This window comes from Mesorhizobium sp. WSM3866, from assembly GCF_002294795.1.
Lineage (GTDB): Bacteria > Pseudomonadota > Alphaproteobacteria > Rhizobiales > Rhizobiaceae > Mesorhizobium.
In genome coordinates this window covers 258098-275605 of the sequence record NZ_NSGC01000008.1, presented here as the reverse complement: position 1 = coordinate 275605, position 17508 = coordinate 258098, and the positions used below count along the sequence as shown (strand labels likewise).

At 65.3% G+C, this 17508-nt stretch carries 18 protein-coding genes; 11 read left to right on the top strand and 7 right to left on the bottom strand.

The window, feature by feature from the left end; genetic code table 11:
* Positions 1–128: 128 nt before the first annotated feature.
* Complete coding sequence (locus CK222_RS20035; RefSeq protein WP_095801531.1) at positions 129–1370, top strand: glycosyltransferase; 1242 nt, start codon at positions 129–131, stop codon at positions 1368–1370.
* Positions 1371–1373: 3 nt separating this feature from the next.
* Here CK222_RS20035 and CK222_RS20030 read toward each other — a convergent pair whose 3' ends face one another.
* Positions 1374–2129: a DUF4239 domain-containing protein gene (locus tag CK222_RS20030; RefSeq protein WP_067325426.1), complete on the bottom strand. Its 756-nt coding sequence runs from the start codon at positions 2127–2129 to the stop codon at positions 1374–1376.
* Between the two features lie 217 nt (positions 2130–2346).
* On the opposite strand from CK222_RS20030, the gene CK222_RS20025 reads away from it, so the two are divergent.
* The 4 genes from CK222_RS20025 to CK222_RS20010 all read left to right on the top strand — a co-directional run bounded on the left by CK222_RS20025 (position 2347) and on the right by CK222_RS20010 (position 5896).
* Complete coding sequence (locus tag CK222_RS20025) at positions 2347–3132, top strand: ThuA domain-containing protein (protein WP_095801582.1); 786 nt, start codon at positions 2347–2349, stop codon at positions 3130–3132.
* 89 nt (positions 3133–3221) lie between these two features.
* Entirely contained in the window at positions 3222–4280 is a 1059-nt protein-coding gene (locus tag CK222_RS20020) for a Gfo/Idh/MocA family oxidoreductase (protein WP_067325422.1), read from the top strand.
* Positions 4281–4423: 143 nt separating this feature from the next.
* Positions 4424–5416 (top strand): adenosine deaminase, encoded by a 993-nt coding sequence (gene add / locus CK222_RS20015; protein ID WP_095801530.1) that lies wholly within the window; start codon positions 4424–4426, stop codon positions 5414–5416.
* Between the two features lie 78 nt (positions 5417–5494).
* On the top strand, positions 5495–5896 hold the full coding sequence (locus CK222_RS20010; protein ID WP_095801529.1) for a GFA family protein: 402 nt from the start codon (positions 5495–5497) through the stop codon (positions 5894–5896).
* Positions 5897–5936: 40 nt separating this feature from the next.
* Here CK222_RS20010 and CK222_RS20005 read toward each other — a convergent pair whose 3' ends face one another.
* Entirely contained in the window at positions 5937–6659 is a 723-nt protein-coding gene (locus CK222_RS20005) for a 3-keto-5-aminohexanoate cleavage protein (protein WP_095801528.1), read from the bottom strand.
* Between the two features lie 136 nt (positions 6660–6795).
* Entirely contained in the window at positions 6796–7212 is a 417-nt protein-coding gene (locus CK222_RS20000; RefSeq protein ID WP_095801527.1) for a helix-turn-helix domain-containing protein, read from the bottom strand.
* A gap of 101 nt (positions 7213–7313) precedes the next feature.
* Between CK222_RS20000 and CK222_RS19995 the strand changes: the two genes are divergently transcribed.
* On the top strand, positions 7314–7901 hold the full coding sequence (locus CK222_RS19995; RefSeq protein ID WP_095801526.1) for a dihydrofolate reductase family protein: 588 nt from the start codon (positions 7314–7316) through the stop codon (positions 7899–7901).
* An 88-nt stretch (positions 7902–7989) separates the two neighbouring features.
* On the opposite strand, the gene CK222_RS31795 is transcribed toward CK222_RS19995, so the two are convergent.
* Together CK222_RS31795 and CK222_RS19990 are read right to left on the bottom strand one after the other, a co-directional pair.
* A complete protein-coding gene (locus CK222_RS31795; RefSeq protein ID WP_141247090.1) occupies positions 7990–8187 on the bottom strand; it encodes a hypothetical protein in 198 nt (65 codons plus the stop codon).
* Between the two features lie 130 nt (positions 8188–8317).
* Positions 8318–9562, bottom strand: a complete 1245-nt coding sequence (locus CK222_RS19990; RefSeq protein ID WP_095801525.1) for a cytochrome-c peroxidase — start codon at positions 9560–9562, stop codon at positions 8318–8320.
* A 206-nt stretch (positions 9563–9768) separates the two neighbouring features.
* Between CK222_RS19990 and CK222_RS19985 the strand changes: the two genes are divergently transcribed.
* The 4 genes from CK222_RS19985 to CK222_RS19970 all read left to right on the top strand — a co-directional run bounded on the left by CK222_RS19985 (position 9769) and on the right by CK222_RS19970 (position 13063).
* On the top strand, positions 9769–10191 hold the full coding sequence (locus CK222_RS19985) for an OsmC family protein (RefSeq protein WP_095801581.1): 423 nt from the start codon (positions 9769–9771) through the stop codon (positions 10189–10191).
* Between the two features lie 5 nt (positions 10192–10196).
* On the top strand, positions 10197–10724 hold the full coding sequence (locus tag CK222_RS19980) for a hypothetical protein (RefSeq protein ID WP_095801580.1): 528 nt from the start codon (positions 10197–10199) through the stop codon (positions 10722–10724).
* Between the two features lie 85 nt (positions 10725–10809).
* A complete protein-coding gene (locus CK222_RS19975; protein ID WP_095801524.1) occupies positions 10810–12240 on the top strand; it encodes a patatin-like phospholipase family protein in 1431 nt (476 codons plus the stop codon).
* Between the two features lie 79 nt (positions 12241–12319).
* Complete coding sequence (locus CK222_RS19970) at positions 12320–13063, top strand: 2OG-Fe(II) oxygenase (protein WP_095801579.1); 744 nt, start codon at positions 12320–12322, stop codon at positions 13061–13063.
* A gap of 28 nt (positions 13064–13091) precedes the next feature.
* On the opposite strand, the gene CK222_RS19965 is transcribed toward CK222_RS19970, so the two are convergent.
* Positions 13092–13418, bottom strand: coding sequence for a GYD domain-containing protein (locus CK222_RS19965; RefSeq protein ID WP_164747035.1), 327 nt, complete (start codon positions 13416–13418; stop codon positions 13092–13094).
* A gap of 216 nt (positions 13419–13634) precedes the next feature.
* On the opposite strand from CK222_RS19965, the gene CK222_RS19960 reads away from it, so the two are divergent.
* Positions 13635–15257 carry an ABC-F family ATP-binding cassette domain-containing protein gene (locus tag CK222_RS19960; RefSeq protein WP_095801523.1) on the top strand — a complete coding sequence of 541 codons (1623 nt, stop codon included), beginning with the start codon at positions 13635–13637 and terminating at the stop codon, positions 15255–15257.
* Positions 15258–15417: 160 nt separating this feature from the next.
* Here CK222_RS19960 and htpG read toward each other — a convergent pair whose 3' ends face one another.
* Entirely contained in the window at positions 15418–17310 is a 1893-nt protein-coding gene (htpG, locus tag CK222_RS19955; protein ID WP_067321997.1) for a molecular chaperone HtpG, read from the bottom strand.
* Positions 17311–17508 lie beyond the last annotated feature (198 nt).

The window sequence follows — 17508 nt, the reverse complement described above, 5'->3', positions numbered from 1 at the left end:
TTGCGGATGAGGAAAAGGAGAACTCCCTCTCCCAGGAAGCATATATGGCGCAGCCCGGGCTTGCGGCAAGCCCCCGGCAATGCCGTATTTACGCTGCCCTTGACCTCAGTTTAGGAAAGGGAGTTTGCATGCGGATTTTACTGTCGACTTACGGTTCGCGCGGCGATGTCGAGCCGGTGGTGGCGCTGGGCGAGCGACTGCAGGCGCTCGGCGCCGAGGTGCGGGTGAGTGTCCCCGGCGATGAAGAATTTGCAGCGCTGTGCGCCCGTGCCGGTGTGGAGCTGGTGCCGGCCTTCGCACCGGTGCGCGAATGGGTAAAGGAGATGACGCGGCGCAGGGCATCGGAATCGCCGAAGGACGTGGCCGCACTCATCTCCGGCCAGGCGGCCGAGATCCTTGCCAGGCAATATGATACGCTCATGGCGGCTGCCGAAGGCTGCGATGCCGTGGTGGCCTGCGGCCTGTTTCCGTCCTGTGCCGCCGCGCGGCTGGTCGCCGGGCAGCGGCACATGCGCTACATCCTTGCCACCTTCTGTCCGATATGGCTGCCGTCGGCGCACAACCGGCCGCATGAATATCCGGGACATCCGCTTCCAGCCGGGGTCACCGACAACCGGCTGCTGTGGGAGACGGATATCGCGACCAAGAACGCGCTGTTCGGCCAAGCGATCAACAGCTGGCGCGCGTCGCTCGGATTGCCTGCGGTGGAAAATGTCCGCGATTATGTCTACGGCGATCCGGTCCTGCTCGCCTGCGACCCAGCGCTCGGGCCGTGGCTGCCTTCGGACCTGACCGATGCCAGGCAGACCGGCGCCTGGATCCTGGCCGACGAGCGGCCGCTGCCCGACGGGCTGGAGGCATTCCTCGCAGCCGGCCCGCCTCCGGTCTATGTCGGCTTCGGCTCCATTGCCGTGGCCAAGGAGGCCGGCCGTGCGGCCATCGAGGCGGTCCGCGCCAAGGGCCGGCGCACGGTGATCGCGCGTGGCTGGGCCGAGCTTGGCCTTACCGACGACCGGGACGATTGGTTCGCCGTCGGCGATGTCAACCACCAGGCGCTGTTCCGCCGCGTCGCCGCCGTCATGCATCACGGCGGTGCCGGAACGACCGTCGCCGCCGCGCGGGCAGGAGCGCCGCAACTGGTGGTGCCGCAGATCGGCGACCAGCCGTACTGGGCGCGGCGGGTGGCCGAGCTCGGCATCGGCGCAGCTCATGACGGCCCGGTTCCGACAGCGGGGTCATTGTCGGCGGCGATGGAGACGGCGCTGGCGCCCGAAACCCACATCCGTGCGAGCGAGGTTGCCCGTTCGGTCCGCGCCGACGGCGCGGCGGTGGCGGCGAAACTTTTGATCGAGATGTTCGGTCGTGCCTGACCTTCACTGCGTCAGTTCCGCCAGCGCCCTCTGCAGGGGCGCCGGCGAGACCTGGATCGGGCCGGAGAAGGGGCTGTCCATGTCGATGATCAGATAGATTGCCGCGGCCACCAGCGCCCCGGACACGAGGCACGTGAAGATGATGGTTCCATTGCACGGTGCTCGGAAGCCGAAGCTGGCGAAGATCAGCGTCAGCCAGGCAACGAGCAGCGCGATCAGCGGCGCGGGGATGGCACCCTCGGACTGCTCGGCCAGGATCCAGCGCTGCGCGATCACCTTCTGCAACTGCTGCGTCGCCGCCTGTTGCGTGGCGGTCTGCCTGGCGTTCGCAGGGGTCAATCCGCCCACGATATCGCCGACCTGATTGAGCAGCAGTTCCGACAGCCTGTTCGGGACGACCGTCGTGTCGCTGTCGGCGGTCGAGGTATCGACGACGCGCTGCACATAGGCGGTGAGCGATTGCCGGGCGCCGTCCGCCTCCGGTCCATAGTGTCGGAGCGTTCTGTCGAGCAGAATGAGATCGGTAGCGAAGGTGTGGACGTTGACGTTGATGGATTCGAACGTGTTCTTGGCCGAGTTGATCATCAGGCCGAGGACCAGCGAGGACATCACCATGAAGAGGTTCGCGGCGAGCCGCACCACCGCGCTGGTATCGTCGCCAAGGTGGTGAGCAGGGAAGCGCTCATGCACCATCAGGCTGACCAGCGACGCCCCGGCCAGACAAGCAAAAATCGCCGCCCCTATAAGCACTTCGCCCATAGCTGATATTGCGCACGGGAAAGGACGGTTGCCAATTGGGTGGAGGTGGTTGAATCAAAGCGGAAGCATACAGGCGTATGTGGTTGTTCGCCAACGATGCTTTCTGGCTCGTCGTCATGTGCAGCGGAGCGAAGGGCAAAAACCGCTTCCAATGCCGGCCGAAGACGCTATCTATTGCGCCGGGCGGCTCCACCCTCTCACCATCACGAGGCAATCCATGACAATTCGCGCTGTCGTCTGGGGCGAGAACATCCATGAGCGGACCAATGAGGTGGTCGCCGGCATCTATCCGGAAGGCATGCACACGGCCATCGCCAACGCGCTCAACGCCGACAAGGCGATCTCCGCCTCGACCGCGACGCTGGAGCAGCCGGAGCATGGGTTGCCTGAATCCCGCCTCGCCGAGACCGACGTGCTCGTCTGGTGGGGTCACAAGGACCATGGCGCGGTGGCCGACGATGTGGTCGAGCGCGTCGCACGCCGCGTCTTCGAAGGCATGGGACTGATCGTGCTCCACTCCGGCCATTTCTCGAAAATCTTCAAACGGCTGATGGGCACGCCCTGCACGCTCAAATGGCGCGAGGCCGGCGAGCGCGAACGGCTCTGGGTGACGAGCCCCAGCCATCCGATCGCCGAAGGCATCGGCGAGTATTTCGAGCTCGAGAACGAGGAGATGTATGGCGAGCAGTTCGCCGTGCCGGAGCCGCTGGAGACAGTCTTCATCTCCTGGTTCCAGGGCGGCGAGGTGTTCCGCTCAGGCCTTACCTACCGGCGCGGCGCCGGCAATGTCTTCTACTTCCGCCCGGGCCACGAAACCTATCCGACCTACCACGACGCGACCGTGCACAAGGTGCTGCGCAACGCAGTGAAGTGGGCGCACAACCCGCAGGGCAGGAATTCCGCCATCCTCAAAGCACCCAACGTGCCGGTGGAGAAGGCGCTGGAGCCGATCGTCGAACGCGGCGGCAAGCTGCATGCGCCCGGCGAGGCTGGTTTCCGCTAAACCGTTTTCTGTTTGGGATTGCGTACAAGCAACAATTAGATCGCCCGCCTCATATCATTGAATCGAACCAATTCCTCTGGAGGAGCAAAATGCGGCTTTTGATACTCGGTACCGGCTGGATGGCGCAGGAGCATGCCCGCCGCTTCGGCGCTATCGAAGGCGTCGACATCGTCGGTGCCGTTGATGTCGATCCAGCCCGCGTCGGCGAGTATGCCGACGCCTACAAGATCCCGAAGCGCTTCACCTCGCTGGAGGCGGCGCTCGACTGGGACGGTTTCGACGCGGTCGCCAATGTCACGCCCGACCGCATCCATCACCCGACCACGATGGCGCTGATCGCCGCCGGCAAGCCGGTGCTTTGCGAAAAGCCGCTGGCCGAGAATTTCGGCAAGGCAAGCGAGATGGCCGATGCGGCGGAAGCCGCCGGCGTCGTCAACATGGTTAACCTCACCTACCGCAACGTCGCGCCTTTGCAGAAGGCGCGACAAATGGTGCAGGCCGGCGAGATCGGCACGGTGCGCCACGTCGAGGCCTCCTATCTGCAGAGCTGGCTGGTATCGAAATTCTGGGGCGACTGGCGAAGCGACCCCAAGTGGCTCTGGCGGCTCTCGCGCGGCCACGGCTCAAACGGCGTGCTCGGCGACGTCGGCATCCACATCCTCGACTTCGCCAGCTATGGCGCCGCCCTCGATATCGACCACGTATTCTGCCGGCTGCGCGCCTTCGACAAGGCGCCGGGCAACCGCATCGGCGACTACCAGCTCGACGCCAATGACAGCTTCGCCATGACGCTCGATTTCGCCAACGGCGCCTTTGGCGTGGTGCATGCCAGCCGCTGGGCGAGCGGCCATCTCAACGAGCTCAGGCTGCGCATCTATGGCGACAAGGGCGGCATCGAGGTGGTGCACAATCTCAATGGCTCGATGTTGAAGGGCTGCATCGGTGCCAATGTCGAGGACGCCAAATGGGAAGAGCTCGACGCCGGCACCGTGCCGACCAACTACCAGCGCTTCGTCGAGGCGGTGAAAAGCGGCGTGCAGGCCGAGCCCAATTTCCGCCATGCGGCGGGTCTGCAGAAGGTGCTGGATCTGGCGGTGGTGTCGGACGAGAAGCGCGCCGAGCTGAGAGCCCACGCGGACACGCAATGAGGCCGAACCTGCCGATCTCCCCCGCAACGGCCCGCAACGGGGGGAAGACTGGCGGCCATCACACACAAATCTTTCAATCATTTCTTGAAGCCTTGATCTCGCCTTTCGTGATTTGATGCGGCCACAAAGCTCGGGAGGCTTCATTGACCGACTATATCGGGTTGCCGAAGGCCGAAGTGCACATCCACGTCGAGGGCTGCTTCGAGGCCGACGACGTGATCAGGAATTGCGAGGAGGCTGGCATCCCGCTGCGCGCGCCGCGCGACAGGCTCTTCGAGGCGCATGATCTGAAGAGCTTCCTCGAAATGCTCGACTGGCTGTGCGGCACGTTTCGTACGCGCGAGCAGCTGGCCATCACCGCCTATAAATTTGCGCGGCGCATGGCCAAGAGCGGCGTGCGCTACGCCGATGTCATCGTCAATCCGACCCACTGGCCGCACTGGCACCGGAACACCGCCGGCATGATCGACGCCTTCGATGCCGGGTTCGCGGCGGCCGAGCAGGATGGATACCCGCCGGTCGGGCTCTGCATCAGCCTGCTGCGCACCCAGTCGGCCGAGGACGCCATCGAACTGGTGGAGTTGCTGAGCAGGATCAGGCACCCGCGCGTCGTGGCCCTTTCGATCGACGGCAACGAGGCGGCCGCCGGGCGCACCGGTCCGCGCTTTGCCGAGGCGTTCCGCCGCGCCGCCACGGCCGGATTGCGACGCACCGTCCACGCCGGCGAGTCGAGCGGTCCCGAGGGCGTTCGCGACGCCATCGAGCTGCTTGGCGCCGATCGCATCGATCATGGCGTTCGCGCGATCGAGGAGCCGGCTCTGGTCGACCTGCTCGCACAGAGGCGAATTCCGCTCGGCGTCTGCCCGATCTCCAACATCGCACTCGGCGTCTATCCTTCGCTTGCCGAGCATCCGATCGACGCTCTGCGCAAAGCCGGCGTTCCCGTCTCCATCAACACCGACGATCCGGCGCTGCTCGGCACGACGCTCGAAGCCTCTTACGCCGCCTGCGCCGAGACCTTCGCCTGGGACAGTGAAACCATCCGCCAGCTCGCCGCGACATCGGTGCATGCGAGCTACGCCGACCCGGCGGTGAAGGCGCGGATACTGGCGGATCTGACGGCCTGGCAGGGGTAGGCGACGCTCGGCGGATAGGTGCTTTCACCACGCCGCCGAACTGCATAAGGTGCCGAGACTCGGTCGAAAGGAGCCAGCATGGTCACGCGACGCGCCGAATGTTCCTGCGGTCAGCTGTCGGCCACCTGCGCGGGCGAGCCGGTGCGCATCTCGGTGTGTCATTGCCTCGACTGCAAGCGGCGCACAGGCAGCGCCTTCAGCTACAATGTGCGCTTTGCCGAGGCCGATGTGACGATAGACGGGCGCGCGCTGCAGTTCACTCGCACCGGCGAGCAGGGCGGGCAGATAACCTACAGCTTCTGCCCTGATTGCGGGACCACAGTGCACTATCGCATCGACACGCAGCCCGGCCTAACTGCAATTCCGGTAGGGGCGTTCGCGGATCCGTCGTTCCCGCCGCCCTTCCAATCCTTCTACCACCGTAGCCGGCGCTGCGAATGGGTCGAGATAACCGCCAAGCCGCTGACGAAGTTCGGCTGACTTTTGGCCTTGGGTCCTCCCCATGGGGCGAGGAGCCAAGTCAAGCCCGGCGATAGATCCTCACCGCCGCCTTCACCAGCGCCGTATTCCCGTCCGCCACCGTCCCATCAGGCAACTCCTTACCGTCCTCGAGCCCGACACGGGTCGAAAACTTCCGCGCCGCCGCCCGCTCGACGAAGGGCCACACGGTCGCGTTCTCGCCATGCAACAGGATCCAGCTGTGAATGCCTTCGCGTTGCAGCAGCGTTTCGATGCCGTCGGCGACGGCAAAGGCCTCCTCCAGCGTCTGCTCGGAAATCTCGATCAGGACGCGCAGCACCCGGCGGCCATGATCGAGGCTGGCCAGCCTGAGCGCATCGCCGATCGACGCCAGCCCGGCCTCGATGCCGACGCCGCGGGTGCGCAACGCTTCCATCACTTCGGGCGCCGCCGCCTCGCTGAGATTGACCGAGGCGTAGTCGGGCAGCTCATGCCAGCCGGCGATGGCGGCAATCGTGCGCCTGTCGTCCTTCTCGATCCAGGCGCCGGTCGAAATGCCGATCAGCGTGCCGGGGCAGGCGCGGCGCAGCGCCGTCACCGTCCGGTCCATCGCTTCCGGGGCAAGGCTTTCCTGCCGATCGGCGCCGCGCGCATGCACATGCAGTTCGACGGCACCCGCCGCAACCGAGGCCGCGCCGTCGCGTGCCATGGCATCCGGGTCGAGCGGCAGGGCGGGGTGAAAATCCGGGGTGCGGGCGCCGTTGATGCAGGCCTGGACGATCATGGCGGTCGATCCTGTTCAGGCGGAGTCTAGCGCAGGGGTGCATAGACTGGAAACGGAACCTGCGGGCAGGATCTTATCGACGCCGCGATCCTTCGCCGTAGAACTCGACTTTGGGCAATTGGCGGCGTGGAACGCCTTACCCCAAATGCTCTTTCCTCAACCTCTTTTTCATCCGCTCCAGCGCCGGCTGGCCGCCTGCCGCGAGTTCCTTGGCAACCCGCGCCAAATCCTCATCCGCCTTTCGATATTTGCTGCCCCAAGCGCCAAGCGTGGCGAGTATCGGCAAAAGATCGATGCCGGCCTCGGTCAGCCGGTAAATCGCTTTCAGCCTGTGGGTCGGGTCGTCGCTGCGGGTGAGGACGCCTTCGTCGACCAGGGTCTGCAGCCGCTCGGCGAGCGTGCGCGACGAGATGCCTTCGTCCGACTGTAGGAACTCTCGAAAATGCCTTTTCCCGGCGAAGGCCAGGTCGCGGATGATGAGCAGCGTCCAGCGGTCGCCGATGAGCTCGAGCGACAGGCTGACCGGGCAGCCGGACCTTTCCTTAATCGACATGAAGTTAGTTCCGTTTGTAAATCAATTTTCAATTGACATTCTTTTCGCACGTCAAATGATTTCAAAAGTAAACCGTGTTTGGAGATGCGAGAGGACGCGCAATGAAAAAGCTCATCCTGCAAATGCAGATGTCGGTCGACGGCTTCGTCGGCGCCGATGGGAACCGTCGTTGGCAGCTTTGGGAATGGGGCGACGAGAGCGACTGGGACGAAGAGCTCAAGCAGGACTTCAATGCCGTGTTCGAAACCGTCGACACGATTCTGCTGAGCCGCAAGATGGCCGAGGAGGGCTACCTCACTCACTGGGGCAATGCGGCGAGGAAATTTCCGCGAGACCGTTTCTATGCCTTCGCCCAGCGTATCGTGACAGCTGACAAGGTGGTGCTGAGCGACAGGCTGAAGGCGTCGCGGTGGGAGCGTACCAGGGTCGCGAGCGGCGATCTGCCGCGCGAGATCAATGCGCTGAAGGCGGGCGAGGGCGGCGACATTGCCGTGTTCGGCGGCGCCGGCTTCGCCTCGGCGCTGATCGCCGCCGGGCTGGTCGACGAGTTCCAGCTCTTCATCAACCCGGCGGTGCTGGGTGCCGGCCGTCGCATCTTCGACCAGGCGGGCTTCGCCAGGCTGAAGCTCACCGGCTCGAAGGCCTATGCCTGCGGCATGGTGGTGAACCGCTACGCGCCGGCCGGGTGAGGCACTTGAATCAATCTGGCAACACGCCGTCTCAACCGCTTGTTCGCTTGTCGTTTCCCGGCGAATTGCGAACCGTCAGTGCCATGCCTTATCCGCCTGGATGCGACGCCAGCGCGTTGGTTTCCCGATACCCCGCTTCATCGTTGGCCGCGGCGGCGAACCGCCGGGCTTCGTGCGACGTGAGACCGATGAGCGCGCGCCCGGCATGTTCGGCGGGCTTGTCATTGGCAATGTCGAACACCGCCCAACTATGATGAGGCGGTTCTTGCACCGCTACGAATCTCATTTGAGCCCCCGCTCTAACGAGATGCTAATGTAGCAGATGCTTTCTGTCGGTCTGTGACGGAAGCCACACAAACAAGACGCGTCCACCGATTATTTTGGCCGGGGAAGTCTGCGGTGAGCTTTTAGCCGCCCTACTGCCCGGCCTGGTCCGCGTCGGTCAGCGTGCCGAGGAAAGCGACGATGTCGTCGATCTCGGCGTCGGTCAACGCCGGCTTCTCGCCTGGTTTCCTGCCGTTGAAGGGCGGGTCGGTGTTGAGGTTTCCCCAGTAGGCCTTTGGCAGATCGTCGAATTTCTCGACCGTGCCATCCGCGTTCTTCGGATACCAGCGCCCCGGATCTGTGTCGCGAGTGGCGTAGAAGGCGACAGCCTCGCGCAGCGAGTGGACATAGCCGTTGTGGAAGAAGCTTTTGCGCAGCGCGACATTGCGCAGCGTCGGCGTCTTGAACAGGCCGCAATACTCGCTCCGGCCCTTGAAGTCGGCCCGCAGCGGCCCGCACAGCCCGAGGTCGAGATAATTGGGATCGGCGTTGGCCGGGATCGCCTGGTTGCGCGGCACGGCGATGGCGATCAGGCCGTAATCGGTGAATTGCGGCGGCTCGCCGTCATTTGCCGGCTCGCTCAGATGGCAGCTCGCGCAATTGCCTTTGTTTGCGTCCTCGAACAGCGCACGGCCGCGCAACTCCTGCGCGGTCAACTGCGCCTTGCCGGCAAGGAAGGCGTCGTAGCGGCTGGAATAGGGGTAGAAGTCGGCGCTGCTCTGCTCGAAGGTGCCGAGCGCCTCGACCGCCGCGTCGAAGGCATCCTGCTGATGGTCGAAAATATCCGCGCCGAACGCCGCCTTGAACGCGTCGGCATAGGGCGCTTTGCGCAAGGCGGTGACCACGGCGGCTTCATCCTTGTTGCCCATCTCGAACGGCGACAGCAGCGGGATCCTCGCCTGGTCCTTGCCGTGGTCGGCGCGCCCGTCCCAAGTCAATCCGCCGGTCGGGCCATTGTCGACGCTTTCGTCGCCCTCGTCCTCGGAATCGTAGAAATGCTCGGTGAAGGCGGGCGCCGCCTGCAGGTAGCGCACCGACGGCACGGCGCGCAGGCCGGGCCGGTCGAGGTTCGGCCCGCCCATCTCGACCGGCGCGGCGGAGGCCGGACCGAAGGCGTGGTTGGGATCGTGGCAGGACGAGCAGGCCTGTCTGCCCGAAGCCGACAGCGATGGGTCGAAGAACATTTTTCGCCCGATCGCCGTCAGTGCTTCGGCGCGTGCGAAGGCTTGCGTGCGTGACATCGGGCCAGGATGGACGCTGCCCGCCGGCTGGCCGGCGGCGGGCCAAAGAACAGCGACGGCGAGAGCGGCGAGCGTGGCAAATTTCCGTGGTGTCATGACCCTCAATCCCGTTTGCCATTGGCCCAGCAGCGCGGTGCCGCGGATTGTTGACTGGCGGAGGCAAATTGCCAAGCCGGAACGCGGCAGATCAGCCCTTCCACGGACCACCTCGCACGAAGAAAACCGCAGCTGTGCCCTGGATGGTTGCCGAGATAGATTCCCGTCCGCTATCAATGGCCTCCAAACCGGACGAAGGACTTTCGATGAGCGAGCTGAAGATCAGAACCCGTGCTACCGGCGCCTGCGCCGTGCTGCCGCCGGGCGGCTTGCCGGCGGTAACGACGCCGACCGGCGGCACGGTCGATGTGGTGACTGCGGTCAGCGCGCCGGGCTTCAACCCGCTCGACCTGCTCTATGCCTCCTTGGCCGCCTGCATGGTGCTGAGCGCCCGCATCGCCGCCACCCGCCTCGGCGTCGCCGACCGGCTTGGCGAGGTGAGGGCGGATGTCGGCGGCGAGAAGGCGAAGGACGAGCCGTCGCGGGTGGAAAGGTTCAATATCCGGTTGGAGATTGCCGGCGACCTCGACGCCGCGACCAAGCAGCGCATCGTCGAGGACGCCGAGACGATCTGCACCGTCTCCAACACGCTGCGCGGTGCGCCGGCGCTGCACGCGACGCTGGGATGAGGGCCGTGGCGCATCTCTCTGCGATCGACTATGCGACCGCCTCCGACGAAATCCGCGCGGAGCATGACCGGGAGCTTGCGCTGCGCGGCCGCATGACCAACATGAAGCGCATCCTGCTTCACTCCCCGGCCGCGCACCGCATCTACGCCGAATGGTTCACGCTGCGCGATCTCCTGCGTCCGACGCTCGAAGACCGGGCGATCTGGCTGTTTTCGAAGGCGATCGCCGAGACGATGCGCGCCGAGATCCCGGTTACCTTCTTCCGCCGCGCGCTGATCGATTCCGGCCTCGATCCGGACGCGATCGAACCCAGCCCGGACGAAGCGCTGCTGATGTCCTTCGGCACGGTGCTCGCCGCCGACGCCAATTCCGTTGCCGACGAGACCTGGGTCGCGCTGAAGGCGCGCTACGACGAAACGCTGCTCGTCGACCTCGCCGCCTTCGCCGGCATCATGGTGGCGACCTGCGTCTTCACCAATGGAGTGAAGGTGGATCTCGATCCGGAACTGGAGGCCTATCGCCGGAACGCTTGAGGCGAAGACCCCGGGGCTGGCCGTTGCCTTGCTCTGCCTGCTGCGCATAGACTGAGCCCGGGAACGAGCGATCGGGGGGACCTCGATGCGTTGGCGTGTGGGCTTGCTTGTGTTGGCAGCAGCGCTGCTGGCCGGATGCGTCGCCAATGATGTCGAGCCCATCAACACCCATGTGACGCAAGTCGGGCCTGGCTCGCCGGACTACATTCCCGATGCTCCCGCCGACGGGTCGACCGTGGTCGCGCTGTCCTTCTCTGGCGGCGGCACGCGCGCCACCGCCTTCAGCTACGGCGTGCTTCAGGCGCTCGACGCTGTCGAGGTCGGCAGCGGCGGGCGAGCGCATACGCTGATCGACGAGGTGCGCGTCGTGGGCGGCGTTTCTGGCGGTGCGGTGACGGCGGCCTATCTCGGCTACAAAGGGCGTGGTTACCGCGAGCTTCGCGAGCGCTTCTTGCTGCGCGATGCCGAGAGCTCGCTGCACACCGCCAAGCTCGCTCCGGCCAATCTGGCGCGGCTGTGGAAAGGCGGCGTCAACGACCGCAGCACCTTTGCTGCGTGGCTGGACAGGAACCTGTTCGACGGTGCCACTTACAGCGCCTTCAGACGTCCCGGCGCCCCGCTGGTCTGGATCCACGCATCCGACATCTACAACGGCACGGCCTTCGGCTTCACCTACGACCGTTTCGCGGCCATCTGCAGCGATCTCGACAAGCTTCGTATCGCCGATGCGGTGGCGGCCTCGGCGGCGTTCCCCGCGGTGTTCGCGCCGGTTGTCGTCTCAACGACCACGCCGACAACTAGATGCAACTACAAGCAGCCGGACTGGATCGAACGCGGTCTCAACGATCCGGAGGCACCGGAACGGGTCAAGGCCGCGGCTCGCGCCATGGAGTCCTACCAGAACAACGACCGCGTCAACTACATCAAGCTGCTCGACGGCGGATTGACCGACAACATCGCGGTGGTCGGCTTCGCGGAATCGCTCGACATCGCCGTCAGTCCGCACAGCCCGTTGTCGCCGCAGGCGGCGGTGAGGATGCGAACGCTGATCATGATCGTTGCCGATGCGGGCCGCAGGAAAGAACCCGACTGGGTCAAGGTCAAGCAGGGGCCGGGCCTGGTCGACATGATCGACGCCACCGCCGGCACCTCGATCGCGTCCTCGGTGCGCGACGAATTCGATTCCCTCAAGCTCGAATTCCGGCTGTGGCGCGAAAAGCTGGTCAAATATCGCTGCAGCCTGCCGGCGGCGGCGGTAGCGCGCTACCGCGGCGGCCTGTCCGGCTGGAAGTGCCGCGACGTTCAGATGGTGGTTGAACTGGTCTCCTTCGCCGACCTGCCGCCATACGAGGCAGCCGCGCTGAACGTCATCCCGACCCGGCTGAGGCTGACGCCGGAGCAGGTCGAGCGGACCATCCAGGCCGGCCGCGAGGCGGTGCGCCTCAACCCGCGCCTGCAGCAGGCATTCCGCCGCGCGCAGGGCCGCTCGGGCTTCGTTGCGGCTGGTTCGCCGTAAAGGTCGCGCCATTTCCGCAGGAATCGGGTGGCCGCCGCTTCGCCTCCGCCCCACTTTGATGGCATCAAAGGAGGCGCTCATGACTGTCCATTCCCTCAACACCAAACGCGCCGGACGCTCCGCCGAATCCCGTGTCGCCGCGCAGGACTGGCGCGCGCTCGTCTCCGAGCTCAACGCCCAGGGCTGCGCTGTCGTGCCCGGCCTGCTTTCGCCGGAGGAATGCGCCGAAATCGCCGCGCTCTATCCGCACGAAGAACATTTCCGCAGCCATGTGGTGATGGCGCGCCATGGCTTCGGCAGGGGCGAGTACCGCTATTTCCGTTATCCGCTGCCTGATCTGATCGAGGGCCTGCGCACTGCGCTTTATCCATGGCTCGCCGGCGTCGCCAATGACTGGAACGAGAAGATGGGCGCCGCGCTCCGTTACCCTTCCGACCACGCCGCCTTCCTAAAGCGTAGCCACGACGAGGGCCAAACCAAGCCGACGCCGCTTCTGCTGCAATACGGCCCCGGCGACTTCAACTGTCTGCACCAGGATCTCTATGGCGCGCTCGCCTTTCCGCTGCAGGTGGCGATCCTGCTCTCCGAACCCGGCAAGGATTTCACCGGCGGCGAATTCGTGCTGACCGAGCAGCGCCCGCGCATGCAGAGCCGCGCCGAGGTGGTGCCGCTCAAGCGCGGCGACGCGGTGATCTTCGCCGTGCACAACCGGCCCGTGGAGGGCACGCGAGGTTACTATCGCGTCAACCTGCGCCACGGCGTCAGCCGCCTGCGCTCGGGCAGGCGACATACGCTCGGTATCATCTTCCACGACGCGAGGTGACACCCCTCCGAGGCGGCTTTTCTCGGCTCTACGTTCCAGGCCGCCGATAACGGATCGCTTTCGCCCTGCTTAGCGCGTCCATCGTCTCCTCGACGCTGAGGAGGACGGTGGTCTCGCAGGAGCTGAGTGCCCCTCCGGCACCGATGGCGAGCACGACGGACGCCATCGAAACATTGTCCGGCGCCTCCCACAGGTTCCACCCGTCGTGTTCGCCGAACGCGTACCAGAACCCGTGCAGCTTTCCGCCGACCGATTCTATGTATGAGCTGGCTGCCTTGCGGCGATCCTCGGGGTTTTCGATCATTCGCGCCCAGGTCTCGGGCGTGTAGCTGAAGCGCGTCAGGTACATGGCCATGGTTGACCTCCCTTGCCAGAGCCCATCAAGTGGTTGGCTCCAGCACTAAGCGCTCGATCGGTCGGCGACGCCAATCAATTTCACCGCGGCTGGGTTCTGCCTCGAAGGAATAGCCGAGCGCGCGGATGCGGCGCTTCTGCCTCTTCCCTCCGCAGCCTCATTCGCGTATGCCCCGGGCAAATCCCGCCATCTCAGCGCAGTTTCCCGGACCGCCCCATGATCCGTCTCGAAAATATCGGCAAGCAGAACGGCCGTCAGATCGTCTTCATCGAAGCCTCGGCCGCCCTGCAGAAGGGCGAGAAGGTCGGCCTCGTCGGCCCGAACGGCGCCGGCAAGACGACGCTCTTCCGCATGATCATCGGCCAGGAGCAGCCGGACGAAGGCCAAGTCTCAGTCGATCGCGGCGTTACCATCGGCTATTTCAGCCAGGATGTCGGTGACATGGAGGGGATGAGCGCCGTCGCCGAGGTGATGGAAGGCGCCGGCCCGGTGAGCGCCGTCGCAGCTGAGATGCGCGAGCTCGAGCACGCCATGGGCGATCCCGACCGCGCCGACGAGATGGACGCGATCATCGAGCGCTATGGCGAGTTGCAGCACCGCTTCGAGGAACTCGACGGCTATGCGCTCGACGGCCGCGCCCGCGAGGTGCTCGACGGCCTCGGCTTCTCCCAGGAGATGATGGACGGCGACGTTGCAAAACTCTCCGGCGGCTGGAAGATGCGCGTCGCGCTCGCCCGTATCCTGCTGATGCGGCCCGACGTCATGCTGCTCGACGAGCCGAGCAACCATCTCGATCTTGAGAGCCTGATCTGGCTGGAGAAATTCCTCAAGGACTATGACGGCGCGCTGCTGATGACCTCGCATGACCGCGAGTTCATGAACCGCATCGTTTCGAAGGTGATCGAGATCGACGCCGGCGCGCTCACCTCCTATTCCGGCAATTACGAATTCTACCAGGAGCAGCGGGCGCTGGCCGACAAGCAGCTGCAGGCGCAGTTCGACCGCCAGCAGGCGATGCTTGCCAAGGAGATCGCCTTCATCGAGCGCTTCAAGGCGCGCGCCTCGCACGCCGCCCAGGTGCAGAGCCGGGTGAAGAAGCTCGACAAGATCGACCGCGTCGAGCCGCCCAAGCGTCGCCAGACGGTGGCCTTCGAGTTCCAGCCTGCGCCGCGCTGCGGCGAGGGCGTGGCGACGCTGAAGGGCATCCACAAATCCTATGGCAGCCGCTCGATCTATGCCGGCCTCGACTTCCAGATCCGCCGCCGCGAGCGCTGGTGCGTGATGGGCGTCAACGGCGCCGGCAAGTCGACGCTTTTGAAGCTCGTGGCCGGCGCCTCCGAGCCGGATGAGGGCTCGGTGGCGCGCGGTCCGAGCGTCAAGATGGGCTATTTCGCCCAGCACGCCATGGAACTGCTCGACGGCGAGCGCACCGTGTTTCAGACGCTGGAAGACAATTTCCCGCAGGCCGGCCAGGCGCCGCTCAGGGCTTTAGCCGGCTGCTTCGGCTTTTCCGGCGACGAGATCGAGAAGAAGTGCCGCGTGCTCTCGGGCGGCGAGAAGGCAAGGCTGGTCATGGCGCTGATGCTGTTCGATCCGCCGAACCTTCTGGTGCTCGACGAGCCGACCAACCACCTCGACATGGCGACCAAGCAGATGCTGATCGAGGCGCTGGCGCAATATGAAGGCACGATGCTGTTCGTCTCGCACGACCGCCATTTCCTGTCCGCACTATCGAACCGCGTGCTGGAGCTCACGCCGGATGGCATCCACACCTATGGCGGCGGCTATACGGAATATGTCGCCAGGACGGGGCAAGAGGCACCGGGGCTGAGGGGGTAGGGCGGCGCTCTGACCTCCGAGCGTAGTAGCGTGGAGAAGCCTTGACCCGTCGGCAGGACAGAGGGGGGCGCGAAGGATCGCGACCGATCTCACCCTTGCGCCGCCTCCTCGTGAGAAGTCACGGCAGGATCCGGGCTTCGTGAGGCGCCCAACGCCCCCACTACTCCCTCGCCAAACCGCGCTCGATCAGGCGAGCAAGCCGCGCCGAAAACGCCCTGGCATCGGCCGGCTTGTCGCCGTCCAGCACGCGCGCCTCGTCGTAAAGCAGATGCGCGGCGTCTTCCTTGAAAGCGCGCTCGCCGTCGCCGAGCTTCGCCAGCGCCGTGACGCGCTCGTGCCGCGGGTTGATCTCGAGGATCGGCTTGGCCGCCTTGTCGAGGCGGCCGGCGGCGTTGAGCAGCCGCTCGAACTGGCGGTCGGGACCGTGCTCCGGTGCGACCAGGCAGACCGCGCTTTCGGTCAGGCGGTCGGAGGCCTTCACGTCCGAGACCTCGTCTCCCAGCGCCGTCTTCACGAAGGCCAGGAAGGTCGCGATTTCGGACGAGATTTCGGCATCCGGCTTGGACGCGGTGTCGAGCAGCGGGATCTCCGACAGTTCGGCCGCGCCCTGCGTCACCGATTTGAACGGCTTGCCGTCGAATTCCGGCGCCATCGTCGTCCAGAAACTGTCGACCGGATCGGTCAAAAGCAGCACTTCGATGCCGCGCGCCCGGAACCCTTCGAGCTGCGGCGAGACCTCGAGCCGGGCGCGGTCTTCCCCGGCCATGAAGAAGATCGCCTTCTGCCCTTCCTTCATCGCGGCGACATAATCGGCCAGGCTGCGCAGCGTCTCGCCGGAAGCGGTCGAGCGGAAGCGGGCGAGCTTCAGCAGCTGCTCGCGCCGCTCGTAGTCCTCGTAGATGCCTTCCTTGAGCACGACGCCGAAATTCTCCCAGATCTTGGCGTAGGCCTCGGCATCGTTATCGGCGAGTTTGCCAAGATCGCCGAGGACGCGGTTGGTGACACCCTTGCGGATCGCGGCGAGCAGCGGGCTTTCCTGGATCATCTCGCGCGAGACGTTGAGCGGCAGATCGGCGGAATCGACCAGGCCGCGCACGAAGCGCAGATAGCGCGGCAACACGTCGGCATCGTCGGTGATGAAGACGCGCCGCACGTAGAGCTTCATACGACCCTTGCGGTCCTGGTCGAAGAGATCGAACGGACGCGAGCCCGGCACGAAGGCAAGCGCGCTGTATTCGTGCCGACCCTCGGCGCGGAAGTGGATGGTGGCGGCCGGCTCGTCATACTGGCCGGCGATGCTGCGGTAGAAGTCGGTATATTCCTCGGGCTTTATGTCGCTCTTCGGCCTCACCCAGAGCGCCGTGCCGTCGGCGACATCGCGCGGCTCGGCGCCCGGCTTCTCAACAAGCGTGATCGGCACCGGCACGTGGCCGGACTGCGACTTCGCCAGCCCTTCGAGCCGGTAAGGCGTGGTGTAGGAACTCGCATCGTCCATCAGATGCAGCACGACGCGCGTGCCGCGCCTGGGAGCTGCCGCAAGCGGCACGGGAGCGATCTCGTAGGTGCCCTTGCCGTCGGAAGACCAGCGCCAGGCTTCCTCGCTGCCGGCCTGTCGGCTGATGACATCGACATGATCGGCCACCATGAAAGCGGAGTAGAAGCCGACGCCGAACTGGCCGATGAGTTGCGAGTCCTCAGTCGCCTTGCCGGCCTCGACGCGCTCGATGAAGGCACGGGTGCCGGAGCGTGCGATGGTGCCCAGAGCCTCGGCCATCTCCTCGCGGCCCATGCCGATGCCGTTGTCCTCGACGGCAAGCTGCTTGTTGTCGGGGTCGGCCGAAATGGTGATGCGCGGCTTTGCGTCCTCGCCCAGCAGCTCGGGACGGGTGATCGCTTCGAAGCGCAGCTTCTCGCACGCGTCCGCGCCGTTGGAGATCAGCTCGCGCAGGAAGACGTCCCGGTCCGAATAGACCGAATGCACCATCATGTGCAGCAGCCGCGAGACATCCGCCTCGAATGTCCTGGTTTCCGTCGTCTTGGTATCCGTCGTCATTCAGAATCTTCCCACATAGTAACTCTGGCCCGTCGCGGCGCGGCGTGTCGAAGCTGCCGATCTCCGCCGATGAGGGGAGATGTCCGACAGGACAAAGGGGCGCGTCCCGCCAGCCGATCTGTCGCGGAGTGCTTTCTCGCTTTTCCGGTTCTTGTCAATTCAGAAGGGTGCCGTTTCCCTCGCGCTCCCTTTTGCCCT

Bases quoted from the DNA above. Each gene is read 5' to 3' on its own strand.
- CK222_RS20035 (WP_095801531.1), top strand. From the start codon at position 129: ATGCGGATTTTACTGTCGACTTACGGTTCGCGCGGCGATGTCGAGCCG.
- CK222_RS20030 (WP_067325426.1), bottom strand. From the start codon at position 2,129: ATGGGCGAAGTGCTTATAGGGGCGGCGATTTTTGCTTGTCTGGCCGGG.
- CK222_RS20025 (WP_095801582.1), top strand. From the start codon at position 2,347: ATGACAATTCGCGCTGTCGTCTGGGGCGAGAACATCCATGAGCGGACC.
- CK222_RS20020 (WP_067325422.1), top strand. From the start codon at position 3,222: ATGCGGCTTTTGATACTCGGTACCGGCTGGATGGCGCAGGAGCATGCC.
- CK222_RS20010 (WP_095801529.1), top strand. From the start codon at position 5,495: ATGGTCACGCGACGCGCCGAATGTTCCTGCGGTCAGCTGTCGGCCACC.
- CK222_RS20005 (WP_095801528.1), bottom strand. From the start codon at position 6,659: ATGATCGTCCAGGCCTGCATCAACGGCGCCCGCACCCCGGATTTTCAC.
- CK222_RS20000 (WP_095801527.1), bottom strand. From the start codon at position 7,212: ATGTCGATTAAGGAAAGGTCCGGCTGCCCGGTCAGCCTGTCGCTCGAG.
- CK222_RS19995 (WP_095801526.1), top strand. From the start codon at position 7,314: ATGAAAAAGCTCATCCTGCAAATGCAGATGTCGGTCGACGGCTTCGTC.
- CK222_RS31795 (WP_141247090.1), bottom strand. From the start codon at position 8,187: ATGAGATTCGTAGCGGTGCAAGAACCGCCTCATCATAGTTGGGCGGTG.
- CK222_RS19990 (WP_095801525.1), bottom strand. From the start codon at position 9,562: ATGACACCACGGAAATTTGCCACGCTCGCCGCTCTCGCCGTCGCTGTT.
- CK222_RS19985 (WP_095801581.1), top strand. From the start codon at position 9,769: ATGAGCGAGCTGAAGATCAGAACCCGTGCTACCGGCGCCTGCGCCGTG.
- CK222_RS19975 (WP_095801524.1), top strand. From the start codon at position 10,810: ATGCGTTGGCGTGTGGGCTTGCTTGTGTTGGCAGCAGCGCTGCTGGCC.
- CK222_RS19970 (WP_095801579.1), top strand. From the start codon at position 12,320: ATGACTGTCCATTCCCTCAACACCAAACGCGCCGGACGCTCCGCCGAA.
- CK222_RS19965 (WP_164747035.1), bottom strand. From the start codon at position 13,418: ATGGCCATGTACCTGACGCGCTTCAGCTACACGCCCGAGACCTGGGCG.
- CK222_RS19960 (WP_095801523.1), top strand. From the start codon at position 13,635: ATGATCCGTCTCGAAAATATCGGCAAGCAGAACGGCCGTCAGATCGTC.
- htpG (WP_067321997.1), bottom strand. From the start codon at position 17,310: ATGACGACGGATACCAAGACGACGGAAACCAGGACATTCGAGGCGGAT.